General features: G+C 67.7%; 22 protein-coding genes and 3 pseudogenes. 13 read left to right on the top strand and 12 right to left on the bottom strand.

Annotated elements, in window-relative coordinates; all coding sequences use genetic code 11:
- The first annotated feature begins 619 nt into the window (after positions 1-619).
- A complete protein-coding gene (locus AS594_RS00665) occupies positions 620-1807 on the top strand; it encodes a PP2C family protein-serine/threonine phosphatase (protein ID WP_069934901.1) in 1188 nt (395 codons plus the stop codon).
- A gap of 135 nt (positions 1808-1942) precedes the next feature.
- A pseudogene (locus AS594_RS40455) lies at positions 1943-3116 on the top strand (IS1380 family transposase); the annotation flags it as partial.
- Positions 3117-3241: 125 nt separating this feature from the next.
- On the opposite strand, the gene AS594_RS00655 reads toward AS594_RS40455, so the two are convergent.
- Positions 3242-4486, bottom strand: a complete 1245-nt coding sequence (locus AS594_RS00655) for a PP2C family protein-serine/threonine phosphatase (protein ID WP_069925149.1) — start codon at positions 4484-4486, stop codon at positions 3242-3244.
- Positions 4487-5325: 839 nt separating this feature from the next.
- Here AS594_RS00655 and AS594_RS00650 point away from each other — a divergent pair.
- The 8 genes and pseudogenes from AS594_RS00650 to AS594_RS00625 all read left to right on the top strand — a co-directional run bounded on the left by AS594_RS00650 (position 5326) and on the right by AS594_RS00625 (position 14120).
- Positions 5326-6111, top strand: a complete 786-nt coding sequence (locus AS594_RS00650; RefSeq protein WP_069925148.1) for a YihY/virulence factor BrkB family protein — start codon at positions 5326-5328, stop codon at positions 6109-6111.
- A 929-nt stretch (positions 6112-7040) separates the two neighbouring features.
- Positions 7041-7511 carry a VanZ family protein gene (locus tag AS594_RS00645; RefSeq protein WP_069930168.1) on the top strand — a complete coding sequence of 157 codons (471 nt, stop codon included), beginning with the start codon at positions 7041-7043 and terminating at the stop codon, positions 7509-7511.
- A gap of 443 nt (positions 7512-7954) precedes the next feature.
- Complete coding sequence (locus AS594_RS44340) at positions 7955-8128, top strand: hypothetical protein (RefSeq protein WP_167367957.1); 174 nt, start codon at positions 7955-7957, stop codon at positions 8126-8128.
- A gap of 368 nt (positions 8129-8496) precedes the next feature.
- The gene (locus AS594_RS00640) at positions 8497-9285 is read left to right on the top strand and encodes an IS30 family transposase (RefSeq protein WP_069934900.1); all 789 of its coding nucleotides are present in this window, start codon (positions 8497-8499) and stop codon (positions 9283-9285) included.
- A gap of 910 nt (positions 9286-10195) precedes the next feature.
- Positions 10196-10852, top strand: a complete 657-nt coding sequence (locus AS594_RS47160) for an ISAs1 family transposase (RefSeq protein WP_276207376.1) — start codon at positions 10196-10198, stop codon at positions 10850-10852.
- A pseudogene (locus AS594_RS47155) lies at positions 10774-11079 on the top strand (hypothetical protein); the annotation flags it as partial. The gene AS594_RS47160 and the pseudogene AS594_RS47155, both read left to right, overlap by 79 nt.
- A 626-nt stretch (positions 11080-11705) precedes the next feature.
- Complete coding sequence (gene ltrA / locus AS594_RS40440; protein WP_338120125.1) at positions 11706-13130, top strand: group II intron reverse transcriptase/maturase; 1425 nt, start codon at positions 11706-11708, stop codon at positions 13128-13130.
- A 465-nt stretch (positions 13131-13595) separates the two neighbouring features.
- Complete coding sequence (locus AS594_RS00625) at positions 13596-14120, top strand: IS30 family transposase (protein WP_069925144.1); 525 nt, start codon at positions 13596-13598, stop codon at positions 14118-14120.
- A 157-nt stretch (positions 14121-14277) separates the two neighbouring features.
- On the opposite strand, the gene AS594_RS00620 is transcribed toward AS594_RS00625, so the two are convergent.
- The 5 genes from AS594_RS00620 to AS594_RS00600 all read right to left on the bottom strand — a co-directional run bounded on the left by AS594_RS00620 (position 14278) and on the right by AS594_RS00600 (position 19434).
- The gene (locus AS594_RS00620; RefSeq protein ID WP_167367956.1) at positions 14278-14646 is read right to left on the bottom strand and encodes an STAS domain-containing protein; all 369 of its coding nucleotides are present in this window, start codon (positions 14644-14646) and stop codon (positions 14278-14280) included.
- A gap of 193 nt (positions 14647-14839) precedes the next feature.
- A complete protein-coding gene (locus AS594_RS00615) occupies positions 14840-15283 on the bottom strand; it encodes a response regulator (protein WP_069925142.1) in 444 nt (147 codons plus the stop codon).
- The gene (locus AS594_RS00610; RefSeq protein ID WP_240509224.1) at positions 15280-16833 is read right to left on the bottom strand and encodes a sensor histidine kinase; all 1554 of its coding nucleotides are present in this window, start codon (positions 16831-16833) and stop codon (positions 15280-15282) included. Before AS594_RS00610 ends, AS594_RS00615 begins: the two co-directional genes overlap by 4 nt.
- A 116-nt stretch (positions 16834-16949) precedes the next feature.
- Positions 16950-18185, bottom strand: coding sequence for a PP2C family protein-serine/threonine phosphatase (locus AS594_RS00605; protein WP_079148392.1), 1236 nt, complete (start codon positions 18183-18185; stop codon positions 16950-16952).
- 82 nt (positions 18186-18267) lie between these two features.
- Positions 18268-19434 carry a PP2C family protein-serine/threonine phosphatase gene (locus AS594_RS00600; protein WP_069925140.1) on the bottom strand — a complete coding sequence of 389 codons (1167 nt, stop codon included), beginning with the start codon at positions 19432-19434 and terminating at the stop codon, positions 18268-18270.
- A 253-nt stretch (positions 19435-19687) separates the two neighbouring features.
- On the opposite strand from AS594_RS00600, the gene AS594_RS00595 reads away from it, so the two are divergent.
- Positions 19688-20056 (top strand): MarR family winged helix-turn-helix transcriptional regulator, encoded by a 369-nt coding sequence (locus AS594_RS00595; protein ID WP_167367955.1) that lies wholly within the window; start codon positions 19688-19690, stop codon positions 20054-20056.
- A 161-nt stretch (positions 20057-20217) separates the two neighbouring features.
- Here the strand turns inward: AS594_RS00595 and AS594_RS44335 are convergent, their stop codons facing one another.
- From AS594_RS44335 to AS594_RS44330, 5 genes and pseudogenes are all read right to left on the bottom strand, one after another.
- Positions 20218-20685 carry a MarR family winged helix-turn-helix transcriptional regulator gene (locus AS594_RS44335; RefSeq protein ID WP_069925138.1) on the bottom strand — a complete coding sequence of 156 codons (468 nt, stop codon included), beginning with the start codon at positions 20683-20685 and terminating at the stop codon, positions 20218-20220.
- Between the two features lie 340 nt (positions 20686-21025).
- Complete coding sequence (locus tag AS594_RS00585) at positions 21026-21343, bottom strand: hypothetical protein (RefSeq protein ID WP_069925137.1); 318 nt, start codon at positions 21341-21343, stop codon at positions 21026-21028.
- 242 nt (positions 21344-21585) lie between these two features.
- Positions 21586-21791, bottom strand: a pseudogene (locus tag AS594_RS45765) (transposase); the annotation flags it as partial.
- A gap of 94 nt (positions 21792-21885) precedes the next feature.
- On the bottom strand, positions 21886-22845 hold the full coding sequence (locus AS594_RS00580; protein ID WP_069925136.1) for an SDR family oxidoreductase: 960 nt from the start codon (positions 22843-22845) through the stop codon (positions 21886-21888).
- Positions 22846-23357: 512 nt separating this feature from the next.
- Entirely contained in the window at positions 23358-23495 is a 138-nt protein-coding gene (locus tag AS594_RS44330) for a hypothetical protein (RefSeq protein ID WP_167367953.1), read from the bottom strand.
- A gap of 459 nt (positions 23496-23954) precedes the next feature.
- Here AS594_RS44330 and AS594_RS00575 point away from each other — a divergent pair, with 459 nt between their 5' ends.
- A complete protein-coding gene (locus AS594_RS00575) occupies positions 23955-24311 on the top strand; it encodes a ribonuclease FAU-1 family protein (RefSeq protein ID WP_240508873.1) in 357 nt (118 codons plus the stop codon).
- 587 nt (positions 24312-24898) lie between these two features.
- On the opposite strand, the gene AS594_RS00570 is transcribed toward AS594_RS00575, so the two are convergent.
- Complete coding sequence (locus tag AS594_RS00570; protein WP_069935928.1) at positions 24899-25852, bottom strand: IS481 family transposase; 954 nt, start codon at positions 25850-25852, stop codon at positions 24899-24901.
- A gap of 177 nt (positions 25853-26029) precedes the next feature.
- Between AS594_RS00570 and AS594_RS44325 the strand changes: the two genes are divergently transcribed.
- Positions 26030-26176 carry a hypothetical protein gene (locus AS594_RS44325; protein WP_167367952.1) on the top strand — a complete coding sequence of 49 codons (147 nt, stop codon included), beginning with the start codon at positions 26030-26032 and terminating at the stop codon, positions 26174-26176.
- Positions 26177-26389 lie beyond the last annotated feature (213 nt).

Here is a 26389-nt window from a genome sequence, read left to right as displayed (position 1 = left end):
AGGACCTGTTTTGGGCTGTCTCGCCTTTACTTCGAGCCCACCGCTGTGCGGGTCGGTAACGATGCCAGGAGGGCAGCCGACGAGCGCGGTGTCAGTCAGCCCCGAGTCCCGGACGGTTCCGTGAAGCGCAGCCCGTGGGCGCCTACGTCCAACGCATTGAAGACCACGTCTCGGCCCCGAGCTCGAAGTCCGCCCGCCCGGTTCGCGGATCACACCGCCAGCGAACACGAAGGCCGCGCACCGGCCGAGCTCGGCCGGTGCGCGCCTGGCTCAGGACGAGGCTTCCAACCGAGGCGGCCAGTACACCAGCCACGCCTCGTCCGCCTACCGGCAGAACCGGGGGGAAGGACCGCTTGGACAGTCCCGGTCGTGCTCGCCGCTGGCCATCTCGCCGGGCCGGGAGTCACTCACCCGGCAGTCGGCGACGTTTGCCGGCCACCATCGGTGGCTCCAACGCCGGGGCAGGAGGGCGCCCGGCGTTGGACGGCTGGCGCAGCCGCTCCCGGACCGAGGCCAGCGTGATGCTCTACCCGTACCCTGTTCCGGCAGCGACCAGACGCCCACGGAGACCGGTGAACCGGAGTGGCGGCCATGCGTCCGGGCGAGGCAGGCTGTACTCATGAGAGCGCCTTTGCGCTCGCCCCCGGGACCGGGAGCTGGCGGCCACCACCAGGTCCTTTTCGCCCTCGCAGAGTGCCTGCCCTTCGCGGTCGCCCTGCTGGTGCTCCTCGTCGAGCTCACGCCGGCGCACGTCGTGTATACCGGCCCCCTGCTGGTTGCGACACCCGCTCTGGCGGCGGTGACGATGGGTCCCAAGGGTACGCTCGCGGCGACGGTAGTGGCCGTCGGCGTCAGCGTGACCACCGCCACCTACAACCATGCCTGGGGTGGCCAGCAGGTCTACACGAACTTCCTCGCCTTGTTCCTGGTCTCGGTGGCGAGCTTCATGACGAGCCGCGCCGCGCGCACGCGCCGGGAGAACGAGCTCAACCAGCTCCGCCGGATCGCCACGGCCGCCCAGGAGGTCCTGCTGCGGCCGGTGCTGGACCGGCTGGGCCCCGTACGGGCGGCCAGCATGTACCTGGCCGCTGAGACGGGCGCGCAGATCGGCGGAGATCTGTACGACGCGGTCCAGACCCGGTACGGAGTCCGGATGATCGTCGGGGACGTCCGGGGCAAGGGACTGCCCGCCGTACGGGCCGCCGCGGTTGTGCTGGGCGCATTCCGGGAGGCCGTGCACTACGAGGACGACCTGGTGGAGGTCATCAACCACTGCGGAGCGGCCCTGCGGCGGGACGCCGTCGTCGCGGGCGTGGGCGCGGGCGCGGCCGGCGGTGACGACGCCCTTCTCGAGGGATTTGTCACCGCTCTCGTGGCCCAGATCCCGGACGGCCACCGCGTTGAGGTGATCAACCGGGGCCATCCGCCGCCGCTGCTGCTGCTGCGCAACGGCACGGTCCGGTCCTTGATGCCCACCGCCCCCCTGCCGCCGCTCGGTCTTGAGGAATTCATCAGCGGTCCTCCCGGGCGGACCGACAGCTATCCGTTCGCACCGGGGGACCGGCTGCTGTTGTGCACCGACGGCGTCATCGAGGCCCGCGACCGGGACAGCACCTTCTTCGACTTGCCCGAGGCCATGGTGACCATGCGCGACCACACCCGGCAGGCGTTCCTAGAGGGCTTGCGCCAGGCATTGCTTCGCCACACTCAGGGCCGCCTGGTGGACGATGTGGCGGTCATCCTCGTCGACCGGCGCGAAGACGAGGGGCACGGGTCGACCGGAGGCCCGGCCCAGGGGCCGCGGTAGGCCCCGTGATCACGCGCCGGCCATGGCGCGCCTACCGCCGGTTAGCCTCGCTGTTTCGTTTGAGACGGGACGAGTTGATGGCCGAGAACACGAAAGTGCCTTCTGAGCTGGGACGATGGACCTCGTCGAGGGGACTTGTCGTCGTCAGAGGAAGGCACTTTCTGCGTGCAGGGTATCGGTTCGCGTCCCAAGCTCCTGATCTCCGCTGACGGTTCGGGGGTGGTCGGTCATGCCGGGGCGCGGTTGCTCGCGGATCTCGCTGGGGCGACCCGGGCTCACCGCCGCGTACTCCACCGCGCTCGGGCCGCTGCGGCCGCGCGGGACCGGGCATGATCCGGGCCGGATCGCCACCGACCTGGCGGGGATGCTCGCCGACGGCGGAGAAGCCATTGCCGATCTGGCCGTACTGCGCGACCAAGCAGGAGTGTTCGGTTCGGTCGCCTCGCCCCCTACGGCCTGGCGGCTGCTCGCCGACACCGATGAGAGGGCACTGTCTTCTCTGCGCTCGGCCCGTGCCCAGGCCCGGGAAGTCGCCTGGCTGCAGGCCGCCGAACAGGGCGAGGGCATTCCCGCAGCCCGTGCCGCGGGACGCATTCTGCCCGGGCTGGTCCTGGACCTCGACGCCACGCTGATCACCTGCCACTCCGAGAAAGAGCAGGCCGCACCCACCTATAAGGGCGGTTTCGGCTTCCACCCGCTGTTGTGCTTCCTGGCCAACACCGGCGAGGCACTGTCCGGCCGGCTGCGGCCCGGGAACGCTGGCGCGAACACCGCCGCCGACCACATCACGGTGCTCGACCAGGCACTCGCGCAGATCCCCGACGCCGACCGGCACGGCACCGACATCCTGATCCGCACCGACAGTGCCGGATCCGCGAAAGCCTTCCTCGCCCACGTCCGAGACGTGCGGAAACGAGGAATCCGCACCTTCTTCTCGGTCGGATACGCCGTCACCGAGCCGGTCCGCCGCGCTGTCCGGGCCATGCCCGATGGCCTCTGGCATCCCGCCCTGGACCAGGACGGGACTCTGCGTGGTGGCGCCGCGGTCGCCGAGCTGACCGGCATGGTCGATCTGGACGGCTACCCGGCCGGCACCCGCATCATCGTGCGCCGAGAGCGGCCGCACCCCGGCGCCCAGCTGTCCCTGTTCGACCAGGACGAGGGCCTGCGACACCAGGTGTTCCTCACCGACACCCCGTACTCTGGTGGTGGCTCCGCCCAGTTCCTGGAGGTCCGCCACCGCGGGCATGCCACCGTCGAGGACCACATCCGGTGCGGCAAGAGCACCGGGTTCGGCCGCTTCCCCTCCCGCCCCGCTCGGTCCGGTGGCCGCGCCACCAAGGAGACGGCATGCGCCGAGCGGAAAGGCAGACGTTGACCCGGGCCGGATAGGCCCCGGTTGCGTGCCGTGCCTCCTGCCCTCGCCCGCCCGGGTCATCGGTGGGGAGCGGGTGGCCCTGTCGTGGATGGTGGTGAGGCGTCGGTGAGGTCGGCGCCGTTGGTGGCGTCTCGCTCGGAGTTGTGGACGCCGTGCCAATCCAGGCACATGACGGTCGCGTCGTCGTGGAGGTGACCGTCTCCGGCGTCGACGATCGCTTTGATGAGGGTGCGGGCGGCCTCACGGGGGTGCAGTTCGCGGGTGCGGATGATGAGGTCTGCGAGGTCGAGGTTCTCGGCGTGGCGCTCCAGCATTCCGTCGGTCAGCATGATCAGCCGGTCGCCTGGCTGAAGGTCCAGCGTCTGCACCCGGTAGGTGTTGGCCTGTGATGTACGGACGTTGAGACCGAACGGCCGGTCGACTTTCGGAACGATCTCCTCCACCTTCCCATCGCGCATCCGCAGCGGCCAGGGGTGCCCGGCGTTGACGAACTCCGTCCGGCCGTCGAGCAGGCTGATGCGCAGCAGCTGGCCGCTGACGAAGCCCCTGCGCCCGTGGTCGCGCATGGCCTGGTCGGCGTGGCGGGCCTGTTCGGCTAGGTCGGCACCTTCCCGCCGGGCCCGTCGCAGGGCGCTCACCACCAGGGTGGCGAGCAGTGCGGCGTCGACGTCGTGGCCCATGGCGTCGGTTACCGAGAGCTGGACGGTGTCCCGGTCGATGACGTAGTCGAAGGTGTCGCCCCCGACGTGTTCGGCGGGCTCCAGGGCCCCGGCGACCGCGAACTGCGCCGCCTCGCACGCCAGTGACGCCGGGAGCAGCTGGTGCTGGATCTCCGCGGCCAGGTTCAGTGGCTTGGTGCGCCGGCTCCACTGGTACACGTCGCTGTGGGACCGGTTCGCGATGACGATGTACGCGAGCGCGTGCGCGGTCTCACCGATGTCCCGCATCACCTCCGCGTCAGGTACGGAGGGCAGGAACAGTTCGAGGAGTCCGATGGCGTCCCCGCGGTTGGTCACCGGGGCGACCACGCACACGTGCCGGCCCTCGTGCTCGACCTGCGGCTGCTGGCTGCGGATCACGTCCTCGTACAGGGTGCCGCGCAGCGGGATCCGCTGGGCCGGCTCATCGGTATCGACGCTGTCCGCGGCCCCCATCCGTACGACCGAACTGCCGGTGAAGTCCGTGATCAGGAACGACACCGACGCCGCCCCGAGGTGCTCCCTGAGCATCCGCGCGACCACGTCGAGCGACTCCACGGGCGCCGCAGCCTCCGCCGCCTCCAGTATCCCCGCCAGAGTCATCGCCCTGCCAGGGCGGCTTCCGCCCGCGTCAGGACGAGAGGCCCGCCCGCCGTCCGGCTCTCCTGCGCTCACAGCGGACCCCTTGCTGCTCGATGCCGCCCGGGACTTTCATCCCGCGGTAGGCGAAGATCCGAGCCGAAGCGGCACCGGACAGGCCCCATTGCACCATGAGGCTCTCGGGGCCCGGCCGCCCGGCTGGCCCGCCCCTCTCGGACCACGTGCGGCCAGGAACTACACCGGTCGTGCGAACCCTGTGCCGCGGGGCACCCGTCATGGTCCGGTTCGTCGACCCGGGCAGCGGTGATCGCCGCACAATCGCAGTCAGTGCGCCTCGTACAGCCGCTCGCACACCTTGGTTGGACCCCGGCCGTTCCGGCGGGCATGAAACCCCCGCGCCCGCGAGACGATCGAGCACATGGTGTCCGCAACGGCGACGATGCGGCCATCCGTACCTTGCTGGCCGATCTGGCCGCGGTCGCGGACACCACCGCCCTGCTCTGCGTTTGGGGCGCAGGGGCAACAACAAGCGCCGTGTCCGGTAACCCCTACCAGGCCTGCACGAGAGCGCGATGCGGCTCACCGTGCCCCAGTGCCCGTAACGTTGGTCAGCGGCGCATCGGAGAACCTACATACAAGAGTGGTGGACCTTGGGTACGAGTGGAGGGCAGCGCGATGAGCAAGTCGCCGACACCTGCGCTGAAGATGGACGGTGCCGGCTGCACCCCATCAGCCGGCTCCGGGGCACCGCCTCCTGGACACCGCATGCCGCCACGACGTATGCGCGTAACCTGCCCGGCCGGCATGACATCGGCACCGCGCTGCGGCGGACACCAGCATCGGTGTGGAACGACAATCTGACGGACTACGCCGCCGCGCTCACTTATTATGCGGTGCTTGCGCTTTTCCCCACCCTCCTGGTCACGGTCTCGCTGATCGGGATCGCCGGCCCCTCGGCCACAGAGAACCTCATCAGCAATGTGATCGCTGTTGTCCCGGCCGAGTCACGCCCGGTAATGCACAGCACGCTCAGGAGCATGGCCGACCAGCGCACAGCTGCCTGGATTCTGGCGGTCTTCGGCACGATCGGCGCTCTGTGGTCTTCCTCCAGCTACCTGGGAGTCTTCCGCCGAGCCCTGCACGCCATGCACGGCGTCGAGGACCTCCGCCCCGCATGGAGGACCGCACCACGACTGGTGATCACCGCTCTGGTATTGCTGGCGCTCCTGGTCACCAGCGCCCTGGTGCTCATCCTGACCGCCGAAGCGGCCCCCGCCCTCGGCCGGCTCGTAGGCATGGACAGCATCATGGCCGGCACCGCATGGAACCTACTGAAGTGGCCACTCCTAATGGGCCTGGTCGCCGTCCTGGTGCTGGTGCTGTTCCGCTCGGGCCCGGCCCAGACGCGCGGCGTGCGGCAAAGACTTCTAGGAGACGCTCTCGCCATAACCCTGTGGCTCGCCGCCTCCGCCGGCTTCGCCCTCTATGCCTCGCAGGTCGACTCCTACAATCGGCTGTACGGCTCCCTCGCCGGGATCGTCGTCTTCCTGGTGTGGGTCTGGCTGTCCAACCTCGCCCTGCTCATCGGTGCCCAGTTCAACGCCGAACTAGCCAAGATCCACCGCTGACAAGAACCCGCACCTCTCTCACGCCCCCAGGGAAACCCGATGGCTGGGCGGTTCGGCCAAGGGGCATCAAGGGGGTCCGACTGGAGAATGCCGACCGTGTTGCCCGCTTCAGGCTATGGGGTAGCCAGGTCCGTTGTGGCAGCTGTTGCGGTCGTTGCTGTTGTCGAGTGTCACGCTGCCGTACTCTCGGTCGGCCACCTACTCGACCTTGAGCGAGATTCGGATATCCCGCTTATCGGGGTGGAACCTGAGGTGTAGTTGTTCTGGGCTGTCGGCCGAAATTGATGAGGGGGAAGCCTCTCCGGTCAGGTTCAGCGCTCTTGGCTGTTGGCTCTACGGGGCGACCGCCTCCAGCTGCTCGGCCAGGGTCACCGCGCGCTCCGGGTCCTTCCCCAGGCCGGAGTTCGGCGACCAGTTCGGTCTCGATGCCGTGGGACCGCGACCCCCAGCGTCACACGGGGCCCAGTTGAGGCTCGTCGAAGGCGGCAGCGACCTTGCGCCATCCTGACGCGTGCACGAGCCGGTCGTGATCCCGGCGCCACTGACTGGGCCGCCGGCTGAGGTCGCCAACAGCAAAGACCAAAACCACCCGGGCGTCGCGCCAGCGAACCCGGCCATGACACAATCAAACTGATCCGTCGGTGGTCAATGTCCGCCACGGTCTCTGAGGTACCCGACGACGCGCTGTCGCGCCGCATGCCCGCCCACCGTCTCCTGGGCGAGACGACCTGTACGGACACGTACGGTCCCTGCGTGAACCGCTGCGAAGCGCGCCGCTCCACAGCTCGGGTATCGGAACGTCCAAGCAAACTACCCCTGGCTGGGAGCTCGTAATGGCGCGGATAGTCCTGCGTAACAAAAACGCGAAGAATTCTGGGGAGCGGGTTCCCGGAAAACCTCCCCTGTCTACGCTCGGCCGGGTGCTGGCCATGATACTGGCCTTCGCGGGGACGGTCGCATTTGCGGTGGTGCTGGCCCGGCTCACTCTGGAATCCTCGGCAGCATCCGTGCCGTTGACGCACACTAACCTGCGCCCTGGTGACTCCATCCGTGCTTATCTCGTGCAGCCCACGGCCGCTGACACAGTCAAGCAGCTCGGCGGCAATATCGTGATGGGGATACCGTTCGGTGTGCTGCTGCCGGTACTGGTACCCCGAACGCGAGGACTGGTCCGCGTAGCGGCGGCCACCGCTCTCACGATGCTCCTCGTCGAACTCGTCCAAGGCGCCCTCATTACCGGGCGCGCTTTCGACGTCGATGATGTTCTGCTCAACACCACGGGTGCCCTCATTGGTTACCTGCTGATCGGCCTCCGGCTGGGTCGCGCAGTGCATCCCCGACGCCGCCACTGGTGGCACCGGTTCACCAAACGCCAGGTGACCGCCGAAGACCCGGCATAGGTACGCCGCGCCGCGCCCTCTGTCCCGCCGCCCGTCGCGGGGCGCACCATGGAGTGAGCGAGCCGGGCGATGATCCGGCCATGGAGGCGGTTCGCCGGGCGGATGCGGTACGACTGACCGAGCAACTGCGGGCGGCGATTGGTGAAGCACGGCCGGCCGCAGTGGTCCTGGCACAGCGGGTACGGGACGCGCGCCGGGCGCGGGTGTGGATACCGTTTGGGTATAGCGGCGGGTGGGGTGAGTACGCGCAGGGCCTTGGGTCAAGGCCCGACCTCACTGGCCCCCAACGCGTGCGCATCGCCACCACCGCGTACGCCGAAACCGTAGATGCGCCGGACGCGGCGGCGGGGTGGGGGCGGCTGTCACGGACTGCGGTCCCTGGCAAAAAATCACCTCGTGGCCGGTCAACCGAGACTGACCACCCCTATGGAATGGAAAAACGCATGAACGGCATCAACAAGAACGACCTGGACGAGGTCATCGCCAAGACCTTCAAGGAAGTCAAGACGGCCGTCGACACGCACAGCGAGAAGAGCATCCAGATGTACAGCCAAGCCCTGCGGGCACTGGTGGAACTGCGCCAGCAGATCCTGTCCGAGGAGCGCGCCAACAGCTGACTCTCCTCGTGTCCCGTCCCCCAATAGCCACGGCAGCGCCGATGGTGAATCAGAAGGGGCGCGTGCCGTCAGTCCTTGAGATCTGATTGTGGCCTTGAGGACCGACGGCACAGGCACTGCAAAAGAAACGGCTCTGTCGCCCTCGAGAACGCCGTACCGATGTCACGGCGCCTGCGTCCCCCTTGACGGTGATCCGCGCACCGACGCATGGTTGTCGGCGACGCTTGAATAGTGAGCCGCATCCGACGCTTGGGTTCTAACGCTTGTCGCAACATTCCTTGATCATTGATCATTGATCATTGATCATTGATCATTGATCATTGATCATTGATCATTGATCATTGATCATTGATCATTGTGGAGTGTTGATGGCGAGGCGGGGACGCAAGCGCAGACTGGAGCTCGAGGCCGAGTACTGGCGCCTTCTGGCGGCTGGAGTGGGCAGCGTCGAGGCGTGCAGGCAACTCGGGATCGGGCGCAAGACGGGCTACCGGTGGCGGGCGGAGAATGGCGGCCTGCCACCCGACTACCTCCCGGAAGCCTCGCGTTCGGGTCGGTACTTGTCGCTGTCGGAGCGCCGAAGGATCGCTTCGTTGCGTGGCCGCGGCCTGGCCATCCGGGAGATAGCCGGCCTGCTCGGGCGGGCACCGTCGACGGTCAGCCGGGAGTTGCGGCGCAACAGCCGCCCGCACGACTACGGCCGATACGACGCCGATCTGGCGCACCACCGCGGCCGCGAACGAGCAGGACGTCCTAGACGATCCAAGCTGTCCACGGACTCCGAGCTGAAAGCCGAGGTGCAGTCCAAGCTCGACGTGGAGTGGAGCCCGGAGCAGATCGCCGCCCATCTCAAGACCCGCTGGCCCGACCATCCCGAGCGGCACCTCTGCCACGAAACCATCTACCGAGCCCTCTACCAAGGCGCCAAAGGCGGCTTGAGCAGGACTCTGACCAGGAAACTTCGCACCAGCCGACCGCTGAGGAAGAAGCGTCGCCGTTCTGACCAGCGTATGCCCAGATTCGTGGCCCCGGCCGTCCTCATCGACCGCCGGCCGTCGATCGTCGAGCTGCGCGAGCGTCTCGGCGACTGGGAAGGCGACCGTGCGACACGAAGTTGCACGAATTTGAGTGGACTGACCGATTGGAGAGACGGTTGATGAAGCTGTAGGTGCAGTCACGGGTCTGTGTCCGTATGACCCGTCCCCGCCCTTGACGTGCGATGCCGGTAACGGCGTGGTGCGAAGCTCAGGGGAAAGCCCAAGGACTTCCGTTCCATCCGGGAGTTACCGGCAAGGGGAAGACCGGACGGGTGAAGTACATGAACTCCCGATGATGCCTCGTGATCCCAAGCCCAGGGCCTCGGCGAAGTCGCGTGATGCCCGGTTTGTGATCGTGGGGGCCCAGGAGGCGAGGGGTGCCGAACGTCCAGGAACTTGAGTGCTGGTAGCTTCGCGCCCGTGATCGTGTATCCGCTGTGGCATGTCGGCCACCAGAACGAAGCTGGCGACGACGGCTCGACAGTGCACGTTGATGAGAGTGGCGTGTTCTGCGACGAGTCGGACGGCGACGACGTAAAGCTGCTCGGTATCTACTCAACCCTTGAACGGGTTGAAGAGCGTGTGCGTCAGGCTCGCTGCTACCGGGCTTCCGTGATGAACCGGAGTGCTTCTACTTCGACCCCTGCGAGCTCGATGAGGATGACTGGACCGAGGGCTTCGTTCGAGTTCCGCCGGGCGAGTAGGTCCGTGGGCAGAGCCTTGGTCGGCTGCCGTTCCGTGGTCACATAAGCCCCAGGGCTTCGGCACAGGGCTTCGGTGTTGTCGGATGACGCCCGCTCCCTGACGGATGACCAGATTGGGCGGGGTCGGGTGCAGAACAGGCACGGACGCCCGCGATCATGGAGTTCTCTACGCTCTGTAATCCTGGGAAGTCCGTGCCTGCCGACGTATCATCTCTGATCCCCCTGCCCTGGATCAACTCGGCCCCCGTCCGGGAGCCACCCCCAGGGAGATCCCCGACCTGCTGGAGTGCCTCGCCCAGGTCCCCGATCCGCGTAATCCCCGCGGAGTGCGGCATCCGCTCGCCGCGGTGCTGGCCCTGACCGCCTGCGCGGTCCTCGCCGGTGCGAGGTCGCTGCTGGCGGTGAGTGAATGGGTGGCCGAGGCCCCCGAAGAACTCCTCGAGCGGCTGGGTATCCGCGTCGACCCACTCTTCCCGAAACGCTCCTGGCCTGCGGAGACAACGATCCGCAGAGTCCTGGCCAGGATCGACGCAAACGCCCTGGACCGGGCGGTCGGGACCTGGCTTGCCGGCCGGCAGCAGCACGCGGGCGGGTTGCGGGCACTGGCCGTCGACGGGAAGTCGCTGCGGGGCGCCGCCCGCGCCAAGGGCCGGAGAGTCCACCTCCTGGCCGCCTGCGACCACGTCGGCGGGCTGGTCCTCGCACAGATGGACGTCGGTGAGAAGACCAACGAGATCACTCGTTTCCGACCCCTGCTGGACACGCTGCCCGACCTGTCTGGCACCGTCGTGACCAGCGATGCCCTGCACACTCAAACCGACCACGCCACCTATCTGCGGGGGCGGGACGCCCATTACATCGTGATCGTGAAGCGCAACACGAAGAAACTCAGCACGCAGCTCAAATCCCTTCCCTGGCAACAGATTCCGCTCCAGGACCGCACCCGCACGACGGGCACGGACGCTGTGAGATCCGCAGGCTGAAGGTCTGCACGGTCAACAACCTGCTCTTCCCTGGCGCCCGCCAGGCCGTCCAGATCGTCCGCCGCCGCGTGAATCGCACGACGGGGAAGATCAGCCTCAAGACCATCTACGCGGTCACCAGCCTCGCCGCGGAACAGGCCCCGCCCGCCCGGGTCGCCCAACTGATCCGCGGGCACTGGACGGTCGAGGCCCTGCACCACATCAGAGACGTCACCTTCGCCGAGGACGCCTCCCAACTGCGGACCGGGAACGCACCCCAGGCGATGGCGACCTACAGAAACCTCGCAATCGGAGCCCTCCGCCTCGCCGGCGTCCGCAACATCGCCGCCGGCCTCCGCCGGACAGCCAGGGACCAAACCCGCACCCTCACCCATCTCGGCCTCACATGATCAAAAAGGACGAGGTGCGACTACGCCGAAGCCTTGATCCCAAGCCCCGCTGATGGAATGCGTGAGTGGGGTGCATGGCTAGCCGTTGAGAAGCGGCAGGCGCTGGCCGGTAGAGGTCACTCCGGCCAGGTGGACACCGCCGCCTCGGGGTAAAGGGAGCACCCACCCCGGTCGTATCTCATTCGTGTGGAACGTGGAAACCCCGTTGGGGTCCGGGCCGATTTGGCTTGGTCAGCCGACCGTAAGGAAGGCTCAACTCCCCAGCGGGAACAGGACGGCCCAAGAAGCCAATGCCGGAAGCCGAAAGGAAACGGGAACCCGGGGCAGACGATCGGACTCTCCGCCGGTCGCCCCGCATAACCGTCCGGATACGGGTGAACTGCCCGGACCCGAAAGGGTGCTGACGTGGGCCGGGTGAGCCTATGCAGAATCACTGAACGACGACGACGGAATCGAGGGGCAAGTTGGACACCACGCAGACAGCGGACGGATCGGCCCCGGCCGTTCCGACTGCTTCTGTTCCGGTGAACGGACCCGAGGGCGAAGACTTGGACTGGGCGTCGATTGACTGGCGGCGGGTCGAGGAAGACGTACGGCGTCTGCGGCAGAGAATCTTCACTGCATCGCAGGCAGGGGACCTGAAGAAGGTCCGCAATTTGCAGAAGCTGATGCTCCGGTCCCGCTCCAACACGCTCCTGAGCGTGCGACGGGTCACGGAGATCAATGCTGGACGCGCGACGGCGGGAGTCGACGGGAAGGTGGTGCTGCTTTCCCAGTCCAAGGCCGCATTGGCCCACTGGGTTCAGCACCGTGCCCGACCTTGGATTCCCAAGCCCGTCAAGCGGGTGTTTATCCCCAAGCCGGGGACCATGAAGAAGCGCGGACTCGGGATTCCCGTGATTGTTGACCGGTGCCTGCAAGCTGTGGCATTGGGAGCACTGGAGCCCGAGTGGGAAGCGCGGTTCGAGCCGAAGTCGTACGGCTTTCGGCCCGGCCGCGGCTGTCACGACGCGATCGGGGCCATCTACTCCACGCTCAACGGGAAGAACCCGCAGCGTGCGTGGGTACTCGACGCGGATCTGACGGCGGCGTTCGATCGCATCGACCACGCCCGGCTCATGGCCGCTCTCGGCACCTTCCCCGCCCGGGGACTGGTCCGTCAGTGGCTCAAGGCCGGGGTCGTGGATCTCGGCCGGTTCGCCCCGACCGAGGAGGGAACTCCGCAAGGTGGGGTGATCAGCCCGTTGCTCTTCAACGTGGCCCTGCACGGAATGGAGGAAGCCGCAGGGGTCCGCTATTACACCACCGGCAGAGATGCCGGGAGTGCACAGAGCGGCAGCCCTGTGCTGGTGCGGTACGCAGATGATTTTGTCGCGATGTGCACCAGCCGTGAACAGGCCGAGCAGGTCAAGGAACGGCTGGCTGCATGGCTGACGCCCAGGGGACTCGCTTTCCACGAGGACAAGACACGAATCGTCCACGCGGAGAGCGGATTCGACTTTCTGGGATTCAACGTCCGCCGCTATCACGGCAAACTGCTGATCAAGCCGAGCAAAGCGGCTCAGAGACGGATACGGGAACGGCTCAGTACCGAAATGGTGGCCCTGCGAGGGGCCAACGCCGGTGCGGTACTCAAGAAGATCAATCCGATCGTGCGGGGTTGGTCGGCCTACTACCGGACGGTAGTGTCCAGCAGATCTTCACGGCGCTGGACAATCACATGTGGAAGCTCGCTTACAAGTGGGCCAAGCACAGTCACCCGAACAAGCCGAAGCACTGGATATCTGACAAGTACTTCGGCCGGTTCAACAGGTCCAGGAAGGACCGGTGGGTGTTCGGTGACCGCGACAGCGGTGCCTACCTGCTCAAGTTCTCCTGGACGAAGATAGTCCGGCACCAGTTGGTCAAGGGGAAGGCGTCCCCGGACGACCCAGCCCTGGAATCATATTGGGCTCAGCGGCGACGCAAGGGAACTCCTCTGCCAGTCGACGCCATGACCGTGCGCCTTCTACAGGCACAACACGGCCGTTGTTCGATCTGCGGAGGGCTCCTGTTGCACGCCGATCATCCGCCACAAAGCCCGCAGGAATGGGAAGCGTGGCGGGTCATCATTCGGAAAGCGATCTCCAAGCAATACATCGCCTTCCCGGGCGAGAGTACGCCGGACGGTCAACGACTCCGTCTCCTCCACACCCATTGTCAGCGGCGGAATGGAGCCGCCACGATGACGAGTTCAGCACTTGTGCCTGCCGGCGAGCCTCTGGGGCTTGCTTGAGCCGTGTGCGGTGAATAGCTGCTTGCACGGTTCTGAGGGGGCGGGGACGCAGTAATGCGTCCCCGCTACCCGATTCGTCGTGGGTGCCCGCAGCCAGTCCGCCGTCGCCACGCTCGTCGACCGACGAACCCGCTATCTCCGTCTGGTCCCGCTGCCGGAGGGGCACTCGGCCGGCCAGTTGCGTGATGCCCTCATCGCTGCCCTGGGCAAACTGCCGGAACGGGCACGTCGCAGTCTCACCTGGGACCAGGGCTCCGAGATGTCACGCCATCATGAACTCGCGCCCTACTTCACCGACGGGATCTTCTTCGCGCGCCCCGACAGTCCCTGGGAGCGAGGAACGAATGAGAACACCAATGGCTTGATCCGGCAGTACCTGCCCAAGCGCACGAACCTGTCCCTGCACACCGCTGACGACCTTCGTGTCATCGAGCAGCGGCTCAACAACCGACCCCGCAAGACACTGAGTTGGCAGACCCCGTCCCGCTGTCAGTGGTGGACGAGGCTCAGCGATCATGAGCAGATCCATACCCACGAGCCAGCCCCGGCTATCCATCCCGAAGATCGCTGTTTCCGCCTGCCCCAGGCCCGCCCACGGGCGTGACGCTCAGTCGAAGGCGGGCCGCTCAAGCGGCGGAGCGGGTTCTGCAGCTTGGCTGCAAGGGGCCGACCCGTGCCTGCGGGGGTGTGGGACAGTCGTCCGCGATGTTGAAGCGGACTGCACGGGACGCTGACCGCTGCGTCGGATTGCTGTCCCGCACCTAGCGAGCCGGTAGGGCGGCCTGAGGTGGGCGCGCCTGTTGCCGGTTGCGTGCCGCCTCCATGCTGTCGGCGGTCGTGAACAGGGCGCGGCATTGTGTGATCTCCATCAGCCGGTCCAGCTGCACGGGTATCGGGCCGGCCAGCACCAGGCGGCCGGAGCGCAGGAGCATCAGCAGCGTGTTGAGCATGGCGGAGTCCGCGAAGGTGACCCGGCTGACGTCCAGGACGATCCGGCGCAGGGCGGGGTCGCCGGCGGCCTCGGTGGTAGCCGCTTTGAGCGGGGGCAGGGTGTCCTGGTCGAACTCCCCCGCGCACTCGATGACGCGTACGCCGTCCTTGTCCTGCAGCACCGTTACCTGCTGCTCCATCTGCATACTCCTAGCTGCGTTGAGCCTGCGTGCATTGTCCGTGCCAGCTGGCGTGTGGTGTGGGACCACCGGTCCCAGGCAGGGGCCCGGCGCTGCGCCCTCCGGTTCCTCCCGCCGGCACTGTCGTTGAGCACGCGTTGGGCGGGTTGAGGAAGCCGGAGCACGAAGGCTGCAGCAGGCGCGTGTGTTTCGGTCAGGTGCGGGGGAGGCGGACGACGGTCACGAAGAAGTCGTCGATCTGCCGGATGGCGGAGACGAACTGGTCGAGGTCGACGGGCTTGGTGACGTAGGCGTTGGCGTGGAGCCGGTAGCTGCGCAGGATGTCCTCCTCGGCTGAGGATGTGGTCAGGACGACGACGGGGATGTGGGCGAGGTCGGGATCGGACTTGATGCGTTCGAGGACTTGGCGGCCGTCGTATTTGGGGAGGTTGAGGTCCAGCAGGATCAGGTCGGGGCGTGGTGCGTTGGTGTGCTGGCCTTTGCGGTAGAGGAAGTCGAGGGCTTCCTGGCCGTCGTGGGCGACGTGGAGGGTGTTGCCGATCTTGTTGTCTTTGAAGGCTTCACGGGTCATGAGCTCATCGCCGGGGTCGTCTTCGACCAGGAGGACTTCGATGGGCTGGATGGTCGGGGTGCTCACGCAAGGGCTCCTTCACGGGCTGATGGCTGGTCGGTGTGGGTGGGGGCGGGCTGGGCGGGCTGGGCGGGCAGGGTGAAGCAGAGCCGGGCCCCGTCGGTGTGGGTGGTGTCGATCCAGATGCGGCCGCCGTGGTGCTCGATGAGCTTCTTGCACAGGGCCAGGCCAATGCCGGTTCCGGTGTAGGCGTCGCGTCCGTGCAGGCGCTGGAAGATGACGAAGACCTTGTCGGCGAACTCCTCGGGGATGCCGATGCCGTTGTCGGTGACGCAGAAGAGCCACGTGTTGTCTTCGGCGCTGTCGCGGGCGACGGTGATGTGCACGGCCACGGTGCGGTCGGGGGCGCGGAACTTGATGGCATTGCCGATGAGGTTTTGCCACAGCATGGTCAGCAGGGTGGGATCACCGGTGACGTGCGGCAGCTGCTCGGGGCGCTCGATGCGCGCGCCTGCTTCGTCCACGGCCACGGTGAGGTTGGCCAGGGCCTTGTCCAGGGTGGTGTCCAGGGCGACGGGTTCGCGGGCGTCGTTGAACCGGCCGACCCGCGAGAAGGTCAGCAGGTCGTTGATCAGTACCTGCATGCGCTTGGCGCCGTCGACGGCGAAGTCGATGTACTGCTTGCCGCGGCCGTCGAGCTGCTCGCCGTAGCGTTTTTCCAGGAGCTGGCAGAAGGAGGTCACCTTGCGCAGGGGCTCCTGCAGGTCGTGGGAGGCGACGTAGGCGAACTGCTCGAGTTCTGCGTTGGAGCGCCGCAGCTCGGCCGCCTGGGCGTCCAGGTCTTGTGCCTGCTGGGCCAGGCGTCGCTCCTGGGAGCGGGAGGCTGCGAGTTCGTCCACGATGCGCTGGCGCATGTCTTCCACGCCCAGAGCCACGGAGCGCAGGTCGCTGGGACCGCGGGCGGAGATGCGGTGGCTGAAGTCGCCGTCGGCGATCCGCCGGGCGTCGGCCCGCAGGTGACGCAGCGGCCGGGCCACGATGAAGTGGAGCATGGCAGCCAGAGCTGTTCCGATGAGGAACACGGCCGCAAACATCGCGGCAAAAGACCAGTTACGGACAGAGCGGGTGTGCGCCAGTTCTGCTTTGGCCTGCTCTCTGGCCTGCTCGAGGTGCGTGTTCTGCTGGTCGAAGAGGGTGCGGAGGCGGTCGAACGCCTGGCGTCCCTCCTCCATCTTTGCCCGGTCGCCGTCGCCTGCCGGTCCCGCCTGCGCCGCGGTGATCAGCGGTGTCGCGTAGCGGCGGCGCCAGTCGTCCGCCTCCTGGCGCAGGGTTCGGAGGTCCGTCTCCAGCTGCTTGTCATGCGCGATCAGGTTGCTCATGGTGCGGGCGTGGACCTGCTCGGCCTGCAGGCCCTCGGTGTACGGCTTGAGGAGTTGCCGGTCGCCGGTGATCGTGTAGCCGCGTACTCCGGATTCCTGGTCCACGAGCGCGGTCTGGAGACGGAAGGCTTCCGCTCGGGCGGGCTGGACCTGGTTGATGAGCCGGTCGGAGACCTCGGCGGTCTGTGACAGCTGGTGCGAGCCGATGACTGCGGCCACGAGGAGGATCGCTCCCATCAGGGCCAGGGCCAGGTGAACCCAGCCCTGAACCGTCAGACGAGCGGCCGACGCCAAGCCCTCGGGCCTGGCGGCCGAGGCGTTCCCTCTCGGGGCGGGAGGCGGGCTGGTGGTACTCACTGCGTGTTCCATTCCAGGTGTACGAGGGCGCGGTCATCGATGTGCCCGCCGTAGGCGGCCGACAGTGCCTGCGTGCGGGCGATGAGGGTGTCCAGGAGCTGCTCGGCCGGCAGGTGTGCGTGGTGCTGGACGAGGGAGAGGAGCCCTTCTTCGCCCAGGCGCTGTCCCGCCGGTCCTGTGCGGCCTTCGAAGAGGCCGTCGGTGAAAAGGAGGAGTGCTCCGGCGCCGGGCAGGGCCATGCTGGTCTGCGGCCAGCTGGCCAGACAGGCGGGGAGTATGCCCAGGGCCGGCCCTGTGGGGGTCTGCAGCAGTTGTGCCCGGTTTGCGCCGGTGATGAGGAGAGCGGGCGGGTGGCCTGCCTGCAGGATGACCGCCACGTCCCGGTCCGGGGTGAAGGTCAAGGTGGTGAGGGTGGCGAAGATTTCGGCGGAGGAGCGTTCGGCGCGCAGGATCTCTTCCATGAGGTGCATGAGGTCGTTGCCCCGTGCTCCGGCCATGGTGAGGGAGCGCCAGGCCACCCGCAGGCAGACGCCGAGCGCGGCTTCGTCGGGCCCGTGTCCCGAGACGTCGCCGATCAGCGCGTGCACGCTGCCGTCCGCCGATTCGACGACGTCGAAGAAGTCACCGCCCAGGAGAGCGTCGGTGCGTCCGGCGTCGTAGCGGGTGGTGACGCGGACGGTGTCGGATCGCAGCAGGGGGGAGGGCAGCAGTCCGCGTTCCAGGCGGGCGTTCTCCTCGGCGCGCAGCCGGCTGGCCTGCATGACGGCCGCGGCCTGCTCGCTCTGGCGGCGCTGGATGGCGTAGCGGATCGCCCGCCCGAGGGCGGACGGCTCGATGAGTCCTTTGACGAGGTAGTCCTGGGCGCCGGCGGCGACGGCGGACAGGCCCATGTCTTCTTCGGCGAGCCCGGTCAGCACCACTACGGCCGCGTGTGGTGACGCGCGAAGGACCTCCCGCAGCAGATCCAGCCCCTGCGCATCGGGAAGATGCAGATCCAGCAGGACACACTGCGGGGGCTGCGTGCCCTCCAGCATGCTTCGGGCCTGCGCCAGTGTCCGCGCCCGCAGCAGCTGTGTGGCCGGGGTGGTGTCGTGGACAAGCTCCTCCACCAGCAGGGCGTCCCCGTCGTCGTCCTCGACGAGCAGGATCTGCGCCAAGGCCCCTTCACGGGGCGCGGAGGGAGGCGGCAGCCGGTCGGCCGCCCGGCCGACGGCGTTGATGAGCCCCACCATGATTCCCTCCACTTCGCCGCCCTGCTGGCGGCTCCGCGAGAGAATACTTGTCGCAACTTAAGAGTTGCAACGGGGGCCCGTCCTACTCCGCTTCTTCAGTCCCGCCCTGCCAGTCCAGGCACACCACCATCGCGTCATCAGCCGGCGCCGGAGTGCCCCTCCACTCCTCGAGCGCGCGCAGCACTGCGGCCGGTACTTGGGCTGCGGGCAGCAGCCGGGTGTCGGTCAGAGCCCTGGCCAAGGCACGCTCGCCGTACTTCTCACCCTCCGCCGAAGCGGCGTCGTAGATGCCGTCGCTGACGAACAGCAGCCGGTCCCCGCGCACCACGTCCATGTACTGGACGTCGTAGGGCGTCTCCTCCACCATGCCCAAAGGCAATTGGGCATCGAAGGGCACAAGCGAGACCGTGCCGTCGCGCAGCAGCCAGGCCTGGGGGGAGCCGGCGTCCACCACTTCCACCCGCCCGGTGGAAAGCTCGAACCGCAGCAGCAGCGTGGAGACGTGCATACGCCCTTGGTAGTGGGCGTAGATGGCCTGGTCTGTGAGCGCGGCCTGGCCTGCCAGCTCGGTGCCGCCGCGCCTGGCGTTGCGCAGGGCGTTGACCGCCAGGTTCGTCAGCAAAGCCGCGTCGATGCCCTCACCCATGCCGTTGGTCACCGTGAGCGTCAGGTAGTCGGCCTCGGCACACCAGTCGAAGTTGTCGCCGTGGATGTTGTAGGCCGGTTCGAGCTGGGCGCCCAGCTCGTACTCAGGACGAGCACAGGCCCGGGCCGGCAGGAGCTGCCACTGCAATTCGGCCGCCAGCGTCAGCCGCCGGGTGCGGCGCGCCTGCAGATACAAGTCGGTGTCCCGCTCGGACATCACCAGCTCCCGACCTAGGACGCCCGCGATCACCTCCAGCTCATCCACATCGCACGCCTCGGCGGGCAGCGTCACGCGCAGGACGCCCAACCGGTCACCGCGCACCGTCACCGGCACCAGCGCCTCCACCCGCCCCGGCGCGACTTCTCGGACAGTGGTCTCCTGCGAGCCGAACAGGCGCCCCAGCTCCCCGGTGAACGCGGAGATCGGCTTCCCCGTGTAGGGCGGGATCGACACAGGCTGCAGCACGGTCATCCCGTAGTCCGCCAGCAGCAGCTCCACCGGATCCGCACCCCAGTGCCGAGCCAGCAGGTCACGCAACGTGTCCAGCAACTGGTGCGGAGCCGCGCTTTGCAGAGCCCGCTCCAGCGTAAGAAGAGTCTTCATTCGGTGGACCGCCTTCACAGATCGCCAGCCGCCCGGTGCGGATGGGAGAAGCACGCATAGAAACGCGAAAAACGACTTCATCAGGTCGTAGACGTCGGGGCGGCCCGTGGCAGACAGGTCGGCTGCGGGATGACACAGTGGGCGGGTGACGCACTCCCGCGCTTTGCCCACCCACGTCGCCGAGGCTGCCAGCCGCGCTCTTGACCTGATGGAGGAGCGGTGGGCGAACGCGTCCGATGTGAGCATTGCGCCCTTGTCGCCCTCGCAGCTGCGCGTGCTGTACACGCTCGAAGACCACGACGGCACGAACCTACGCACTCTCGCGCAGACACTGTCGATCACCTCTGCGGCCACCAGCCAGCTCTGCGACCGCATAGAGGCAGTCGGCTTCCTCGAACGCGCCGCAAACCCGCACAACGGGCGGGAGGTCCAGGTGCAGCTCACCGACCCGGGACGCGCCTACCTGGAGCGGCTGCGAAGTGAGCGCCGCGAAGTCCTGATGCCGATCATCGAATCCCTGCCCAGCCGCGACCGCGCCGCACTGCTGGACGGTCTGTCCGCTGTGGCCGCCGTCACCGCCTCTGAGGCTCCCCCGCCCGCGGGCACAGCACGCGGGGCCTGAGGCTGTCGCAACCATCCCGCTCCCCGTTCCGAAGGCGACACGCCTACCTGCACACGAGGACGCAGACCTTCTGCCCCGGTTTCCGGATGCCATTCTGGCCCCGGAGCAACGATTGTCAAATCTTAACGATCGGCGTGGCAGTCAGGTATTCATCCGCTGCGCTATCCACCTGAGGCCGGCCCGCCTGTGCCCTCCCAGAGGGGCGACTGATCCAACGCGGTCATGCCCTGCAGGAGAGCCTGCCGGCCGCGGAGCCCCAGCGGTTTCAACAAGCGGCGAAGCTCATCCACGCGCTGCTCCTGCACCTGGCGCAACAGTTCCTGCCCGTCAGCGGACAGCCTGATCAGGGTTTCCCGTCGGTTGCTGCTGTTCTCCTCTTTCACCAGCAGGCCGGCGCCCTGCAGCCGGCCGATCAGCCGGCTGATCGACGACGGCATTGCGCCGGTCGCCTCGGCGATCTTCGTGGACGTGACGACACCGGCGGCGCCCACCACCCTCAGCACACGGAACTGAGCGGGCGGAACAGCGGGGGCGACTCGACGGTCTACGGATTCCCACAGCCGAACAAGCCCGTCCGCCGCCTCGGCGGCGCCCCCCTCAGACCCGCTCAAGTCGACCACCTGTCCCATCCCGCGTTCGCGCCCTCCACCAGTCCAGCGCGCTGAAGTGCTCTCATCCCCACGCCGGTGGCCCACCGGCATCACGCCGGCAGGGTCAGCCAGCGTAAGCCACCCTTCTCACTCCCACGCCGTCTCGCCCTCGGCGGCGACCGAGACGGGGTGCCGCACCTGATGATCGTCAGCGACCAGGTCCGCGGTTGCCGGGATGGGGCATTTCTGTTCCCTGGAACTCGAAGATCCCCGCCGGGGGGGGGGTTTGTGTGATGTGGACAGCCGTGCTGCTGGCCCCAGAGTGTGCAGTGCGGATTGTTTGCTGGCCAGCACAGTTTAGGTCGTGGCTCGCAGCGTGTCAGCCGGTGTTCCTGCTCAGCTCACGCACGTGGGCTCTCGCCTGGCGGCGTACGGTGCTTCGACGCTGAGAGTCCTTGAGGAGGGCCTGCCGACGGACCCCGTCCTCTTCCCCGCGCAGCCAGGACATGGCTTCGGTTGCGGCATCGAGGGGCTTCAGTCCGTCCAGCTCTCGGTCGAGGCACCACTCTTCGATGAGGTCCGCTTCCTCGTAGACGCCTCCATTGGCGTTCTGGAGCTCAAAGGTCGGTACGACGACGCGGCTGAAGTGGTGAACACGGCGCTGCAGCAGGAGGTTGCGCCCGAAGTTGCGGATCATCCTGGCGCAGCAGGGCAGGGGGCGCTGGCGGGTCCGACACGAGGCTTGCGACAGACGCGGCCGGCCGACCGGGTGCGTGATCAAGAGCGCCCCCACTGCCTGGGCGGTGTCCGACGGGCGGCAGGCGGCACCGTCAAGCGGATGCTCCGGAAGGCCCCGGAAAGGGCGGAGGCGGCCGGCGGCGTCGACGGGTTGGCGTGCTCGGCCGACTCCAATGTCGGCCGAGCACGCCAACCCGTCGACGCCTTCGAGTTGTATCCCTTGTCACCGAGGACATGAGCGGGGCGGACCCGAGGCCGTCCCGGTCCGATGCCAGACATCCGGATTGCCTCCATCACCGCGGTGAATTGGGTGCAGTCGTTGGTTCCACCCATGACGCTGTTGCGAGCGGGCGGCCCAAAGCGTCGCAGGCGAGGTGGACCTTGCTGGTCAGACCGCCTCGGGACCGGGCCGAGGGCCCGGCGAAGCCTCGAAGTCAGGGACCGTCTGCTTGGTTGGCACTCCACTGGGTCACCGGGTCACCGGGTCACCGGGTCAACGGGTCACCGAAAAACGTCGATGTTCTCGCTCACCCATTCGTCGTACGTGCGCAATGGCCGACCGATGATGCTCTTCACGGTCGGCCGCTGGTCGAGTGTCCACTGCACGAGCTCGGTGTATCGGGTGCCGTACTCCTTCAGCGCGTACAGGGTCACGTCGATGGCGCTGTCGGGCCAGCCGAGGCGCTGCCAGACGGCCCGGCTCTCATCGGGTTGCAGGTCGACGGTGTCGATGTCGTGGCCAAGAGCGGCGGCGATGCTCTCTATCCGTGAACGCGTGCTCAGGGGCAGCCCTACCCCCTCGATGATCGTGCCGGCGTGCTCATGGCTGAGCAGGGCGGCGACTGCTACGGCGGCGAGGTCCTCTTCATGGATGAAGGGGTACTTGCCCTGATCGAGGAAGGCTTCCCGTACCACCGCATTGGCCCGGATGGTGTCGGGCCAGTCCGCCCCCGTCGCCGGATAGGTGCCCTCGACGAGAGCCCCCATCACGGCCGATGGGCGGAGGTGGGTCCAGACGAGGCCCGAACGCTCCGCCGCCTTCTCGATCGCGAGCCAGAACCAGGTCTCCGGCGGATAGGCCTCCTCGTACTCCGGCCCGTGGGACGACAGCACGACAACCCTTCCCGCGCCGGCGTTTCGCGCCAGAGAGAGGGTCTCCTGCACCGTCGACGGATGGGCGCCGGCGAGGAATACTGCGCCGACGTCATTGAAGGCCTGGGCACACTCAAGCGGCTGGGTGATGGACCCTTCCACCACTTCAACGGTTTCGGGCCAGCCATCGCACTGGCTCGGCTCGGCCACCACCCGTACCTGCCTGCCCGCCCCAAGCAGCTGTCGTGCCACGTGTCGTCCGATGATCCCGGTGGGGCTGCTGCCTTCGCCCTTGCGCGGGCTGACGACGGTCAGCAGGCAAAGCCCTTCGGTTGCTGGAGTCTCTTCAAGCTGCTCGAACCAGTCCACGACAAGACCCTTCAACGCGTGAGCGGAGATCTTGCACCCGACCCTGATCCTGGGCGACGTTTGCCATCAGGGGTGAGCAGAGTCAAGGGTTGCGGATCGAGACCAGCAGGTTACCAGCCAGCGAGCGAGGGGGGGGGCGATCGTCCAGTTTCTACCCGTGTGCTGTTCTCGTGTACGGGCTTGCTTCGGTGGTGCCTTCAGCGACCGTGGGCGCATTCTGCGCTCGGGCGGTCCGGCAGCCTGGAGGCGCTGCCGCACACACCCTCGATGTACCGGCATCTGCCCAGGCCCACCGCGAGGGACGCTTCCCCGACCTGATCGACACCCCGCGCGAAGTCCACGTCCCACCGCCTGGCTCGACGCGGGCGAGTCCCTACGCGAGAGCGTCGACCGGTTCGGCCTGGACCGCACGACCGGTCAGCAGCACGCGGGCTGCCATACAGGGCGCATGGAGCGGGCCCCACCGAGCATGTGAGGGGCCCCTCTCTGAACAGCTCTGGGTCGGGGGCGCGCTACCCGATGCAGCCGGGGACGGGTGAGGGGCTGCCGGTGCAGTTGGTGGGGGTGTTGGCGGTCACCGAGGAGGAGTTGAGTGTTGCGGATCCGGCGACGTGGTAGATGCCGCCGGGGTGGCCGAACTGGCGGCTCACCGTGGCGACGACGACACTGCCCCTGCTGACCCCGCACGGGCCCGAGCGGCCGGTGTGGCGGGTTGCCGGCCAGGGTGAGAACCGCCGGCCTCTGGCAGCGCTGCCGGCACCGCGCTGAACGTGGCGGCGGGCTGGCTGTACGGCCTGCCGCGGCTGCTGGGCAAGCCCAAGGGGAGCCTGGGCAAGCCGCCCCGAACGGCGGCTTGCCCAGCCCGGCCAGGCTGCGCTGAGGTGGTGCCCACCCCGCCAGACGTCCCGGGCGGGCCGTCGCGGAGGAGGGCCTGATGGAGAGCTTCAAGGCAGGCGAGACGGTCGTACGGCGCGACGTGCACCGCTCCGGCCGGGTGTGGAGCGAGCACGCGCTGCGCGTCGTCGCCGACACCAGCGAGGCCCTGGTGGCCGCTTGCCCGCCGGGCGCGCGCTCTGTACGTCAAGGCCCGTACCGACGGCGACCGGTCGGTGCGCACGGAGGCGTTCGACGCGATGGCGACCGGTGTGTGGGAGCTCGCGGCCGCGGTGTGGCAGGAGATCGAGCTGCTGCTGTGGAAGCCGCCGACGGAGTGGTTCAGCGTCAACGCCTTCTACACGAGCGCCGGACTGCGGAACTGGTACGTGAACTTCGAGCGTCCCACCTGCCGTACGACGGAGGGGTTCGACACCTTCGACCTGACCGTGGACCTGGTCGTCGACCCCGACCTGACCGGCTGGCAGTGGAAGGACGAAGACGAGTACGCGCATGTGCGGCGGCTCGGCATCATCACCGACAGTCATAGTGATATCCGGGTCCCCGGTGGTCGTGACCCAATCACTGACTGACGTCCTGCTGGGCTGTCCTTGCTTTGATCTGTCCGACCGCCGGGGCCCGGTTCCCAGGGCTCCGGCCGGGCGGAGCATTTTTTCGCGCCGGTGGTGATGACGAGCCGGGTGGCGATGTCGCGCAGGTTCATCTCCTGGTCGCGCAAGTGGAGGGCCATGGAGAGCATGGCGTCGTCCGTGACGCCCGCGCCGCCGATGGTCTTGCCGCGCTTGCGGGAGCCTCTTCGGGTAACTCTGTGGCGCGTGTTGGTGTCTTAGGCCCGTAGCGCCGCCAAGGTGGCTGCATGGACTTCGAAGTGGACACTGATGATCTCCCTGCCCCGCGACGTGCCGTGCCCGAGGGCGTGCGGCTTGCGCGGTGGCTCACGGCCAGCGTCGGAAATCTCCAGATGCGGCGAGCGACAGTCGTACTCGGCTTTTACCGGGACGGGTACTGGCTCCGTCGGTTTGTTCACGACCCTGCCCTCAGCGGCAGCATCGAGCAGCCGGTCGACCCCCAGGTGTGGCAGCTCGTCAACGGCCGGTACAGCGTGCCCGCCTCCCCGGTCCGCACCGAGGACTCAGCATCAGTCAACTGGGACCGGGTCCTAGCTGTATTGCCCTGTGAGGTTGGGGACGCGGCTGGCGGGGGGTTGGCCCTTCAGCGCGGTGTGTCCGCGGTGGTGATTGTAGGTGTGCAGCCACTCGGGGAAGACGTCGCGTCGTTCCTGCTCGGAGCGGTAGGGGCGGGCGTAGGCCCATTCGTCGAGCAGGGTCCGGTTCAGGCGTTCGACCTTGCCGTTCGTCTGGGGCCGGTAGGGGCGGGTGCGCTTGTGGGTGATCCCGGCCTCGGCGAGGACGTTGCGCCAGTCTCGTGAGCGGTAGCAGGAGCCGTTGTCGGTCAGGACCCGCTCCACGGTGATTCCGGCTTGGGTGAAGAACGCGTGGGCACGGGTCCAGAAGGCTGTGGCGGTCTCCTTCCTCTCGTCGGTGAGGATCTCGCTGTAGGCCAGGCGGGAGTGGTCGTCGACGGCCGTGTGGATATAGCTGTAGCCGGCCCCGCGCCGTTTGCTGCGGCCTTCTTGTCTGCCGAGAACCTTGTGGCCGCCGCCGTTGGGGATGTTGCCGAGTTTCTTGATGTCGACGTGGACCAGTTCGCCGGGCCGCTCGCGTTCGTAGCGGCGTATGACGCGGCCGGTGGCCCGGTCCAGGTGGGTGAGGCGGGCCAGGCCGTAGCGGGTCAGGACGCGGTGCACGGTCGAGGGCACCAGGTGCAGCAGGCCTGCGATGCGGGCCGGTCCCCAGCGGCGCAGGATGCGGACCTTGATGATCCGCCGTTCGGTGCGGGTCGGGGTGCGGCGCGGGCTCGTGTGCGGGCGGGAGGACAGATCCCTCATGCCGGCCTCGCCGTGTGTGCGGTAGCGGTCGGCCCAGCGCTGGGCCGTGGTCGGTGAGACCTGGAAGCGTTCGGCGGCCCGGCGCAGGGGCCAGCCGTCCTCGACCACGCAACGGGCAAGACGCAGCCGTCCGGTCTCGGTCAGGGGTGCATTACGGTGGGGCACGAGGGCCTTTCTGTAGGTGTAGACGTCGCAATCCACACCGAACCGGAAGGCCCTCACCCATTTCAAGATCCCTCAGCCGAGACATGGCTCACCCGTCCACAACCTCCCGGGGCAGAACACCTAGCCCTCCTCGGCTCACCGGACGCCCTCGACGATGGCGACCTGGAGTCCGGTGCCATGGGGCCGCACCTCGCCGCACTGGAGATCGCCGCGTCCCTGGCCGTCGGCTACCCAGTCGACCTGTGCCGGGCCGCCCGGGTACTGCCCGCAGCGGACTGGCGGGACCTGTTCAGTCGCATCGTGAGCGCCGCTGACTACGTGTAACGAGCCTTCGACTACTCGGGGCCGGTGACTGACTGCAAGGAATGCTACTCTTGTTCGATTTTCTAGGGTCGGCAGGCGCGCTCAGACACAAGGCGATCAGCCCCCTGGTCGATCCCGCGTCGCCGGGTGCATGCCCGCGCCGTCAAGGTGGGCGGCCGGATGTGGTCCCGCCCCCTGACTCTGCTCGTCCGAGGAAGTCACACCCTCATGGCG

The sequence above is a fragment of the Streptomyces agglomeratus genome (assembly GCF_001746415.1).
Classification (GTDB): Bacteria; Actinomycetota; Actinomycetes; order Streptomycetales; family Streptomycetaceae; genus Streptomyces; species Streptomyces agglomeratus.
The sequence above is the reverse complement of the archived record's forward strand: the minus strand, read 5'-3'. Positions and strand labels throughout refer to the sequence as shown.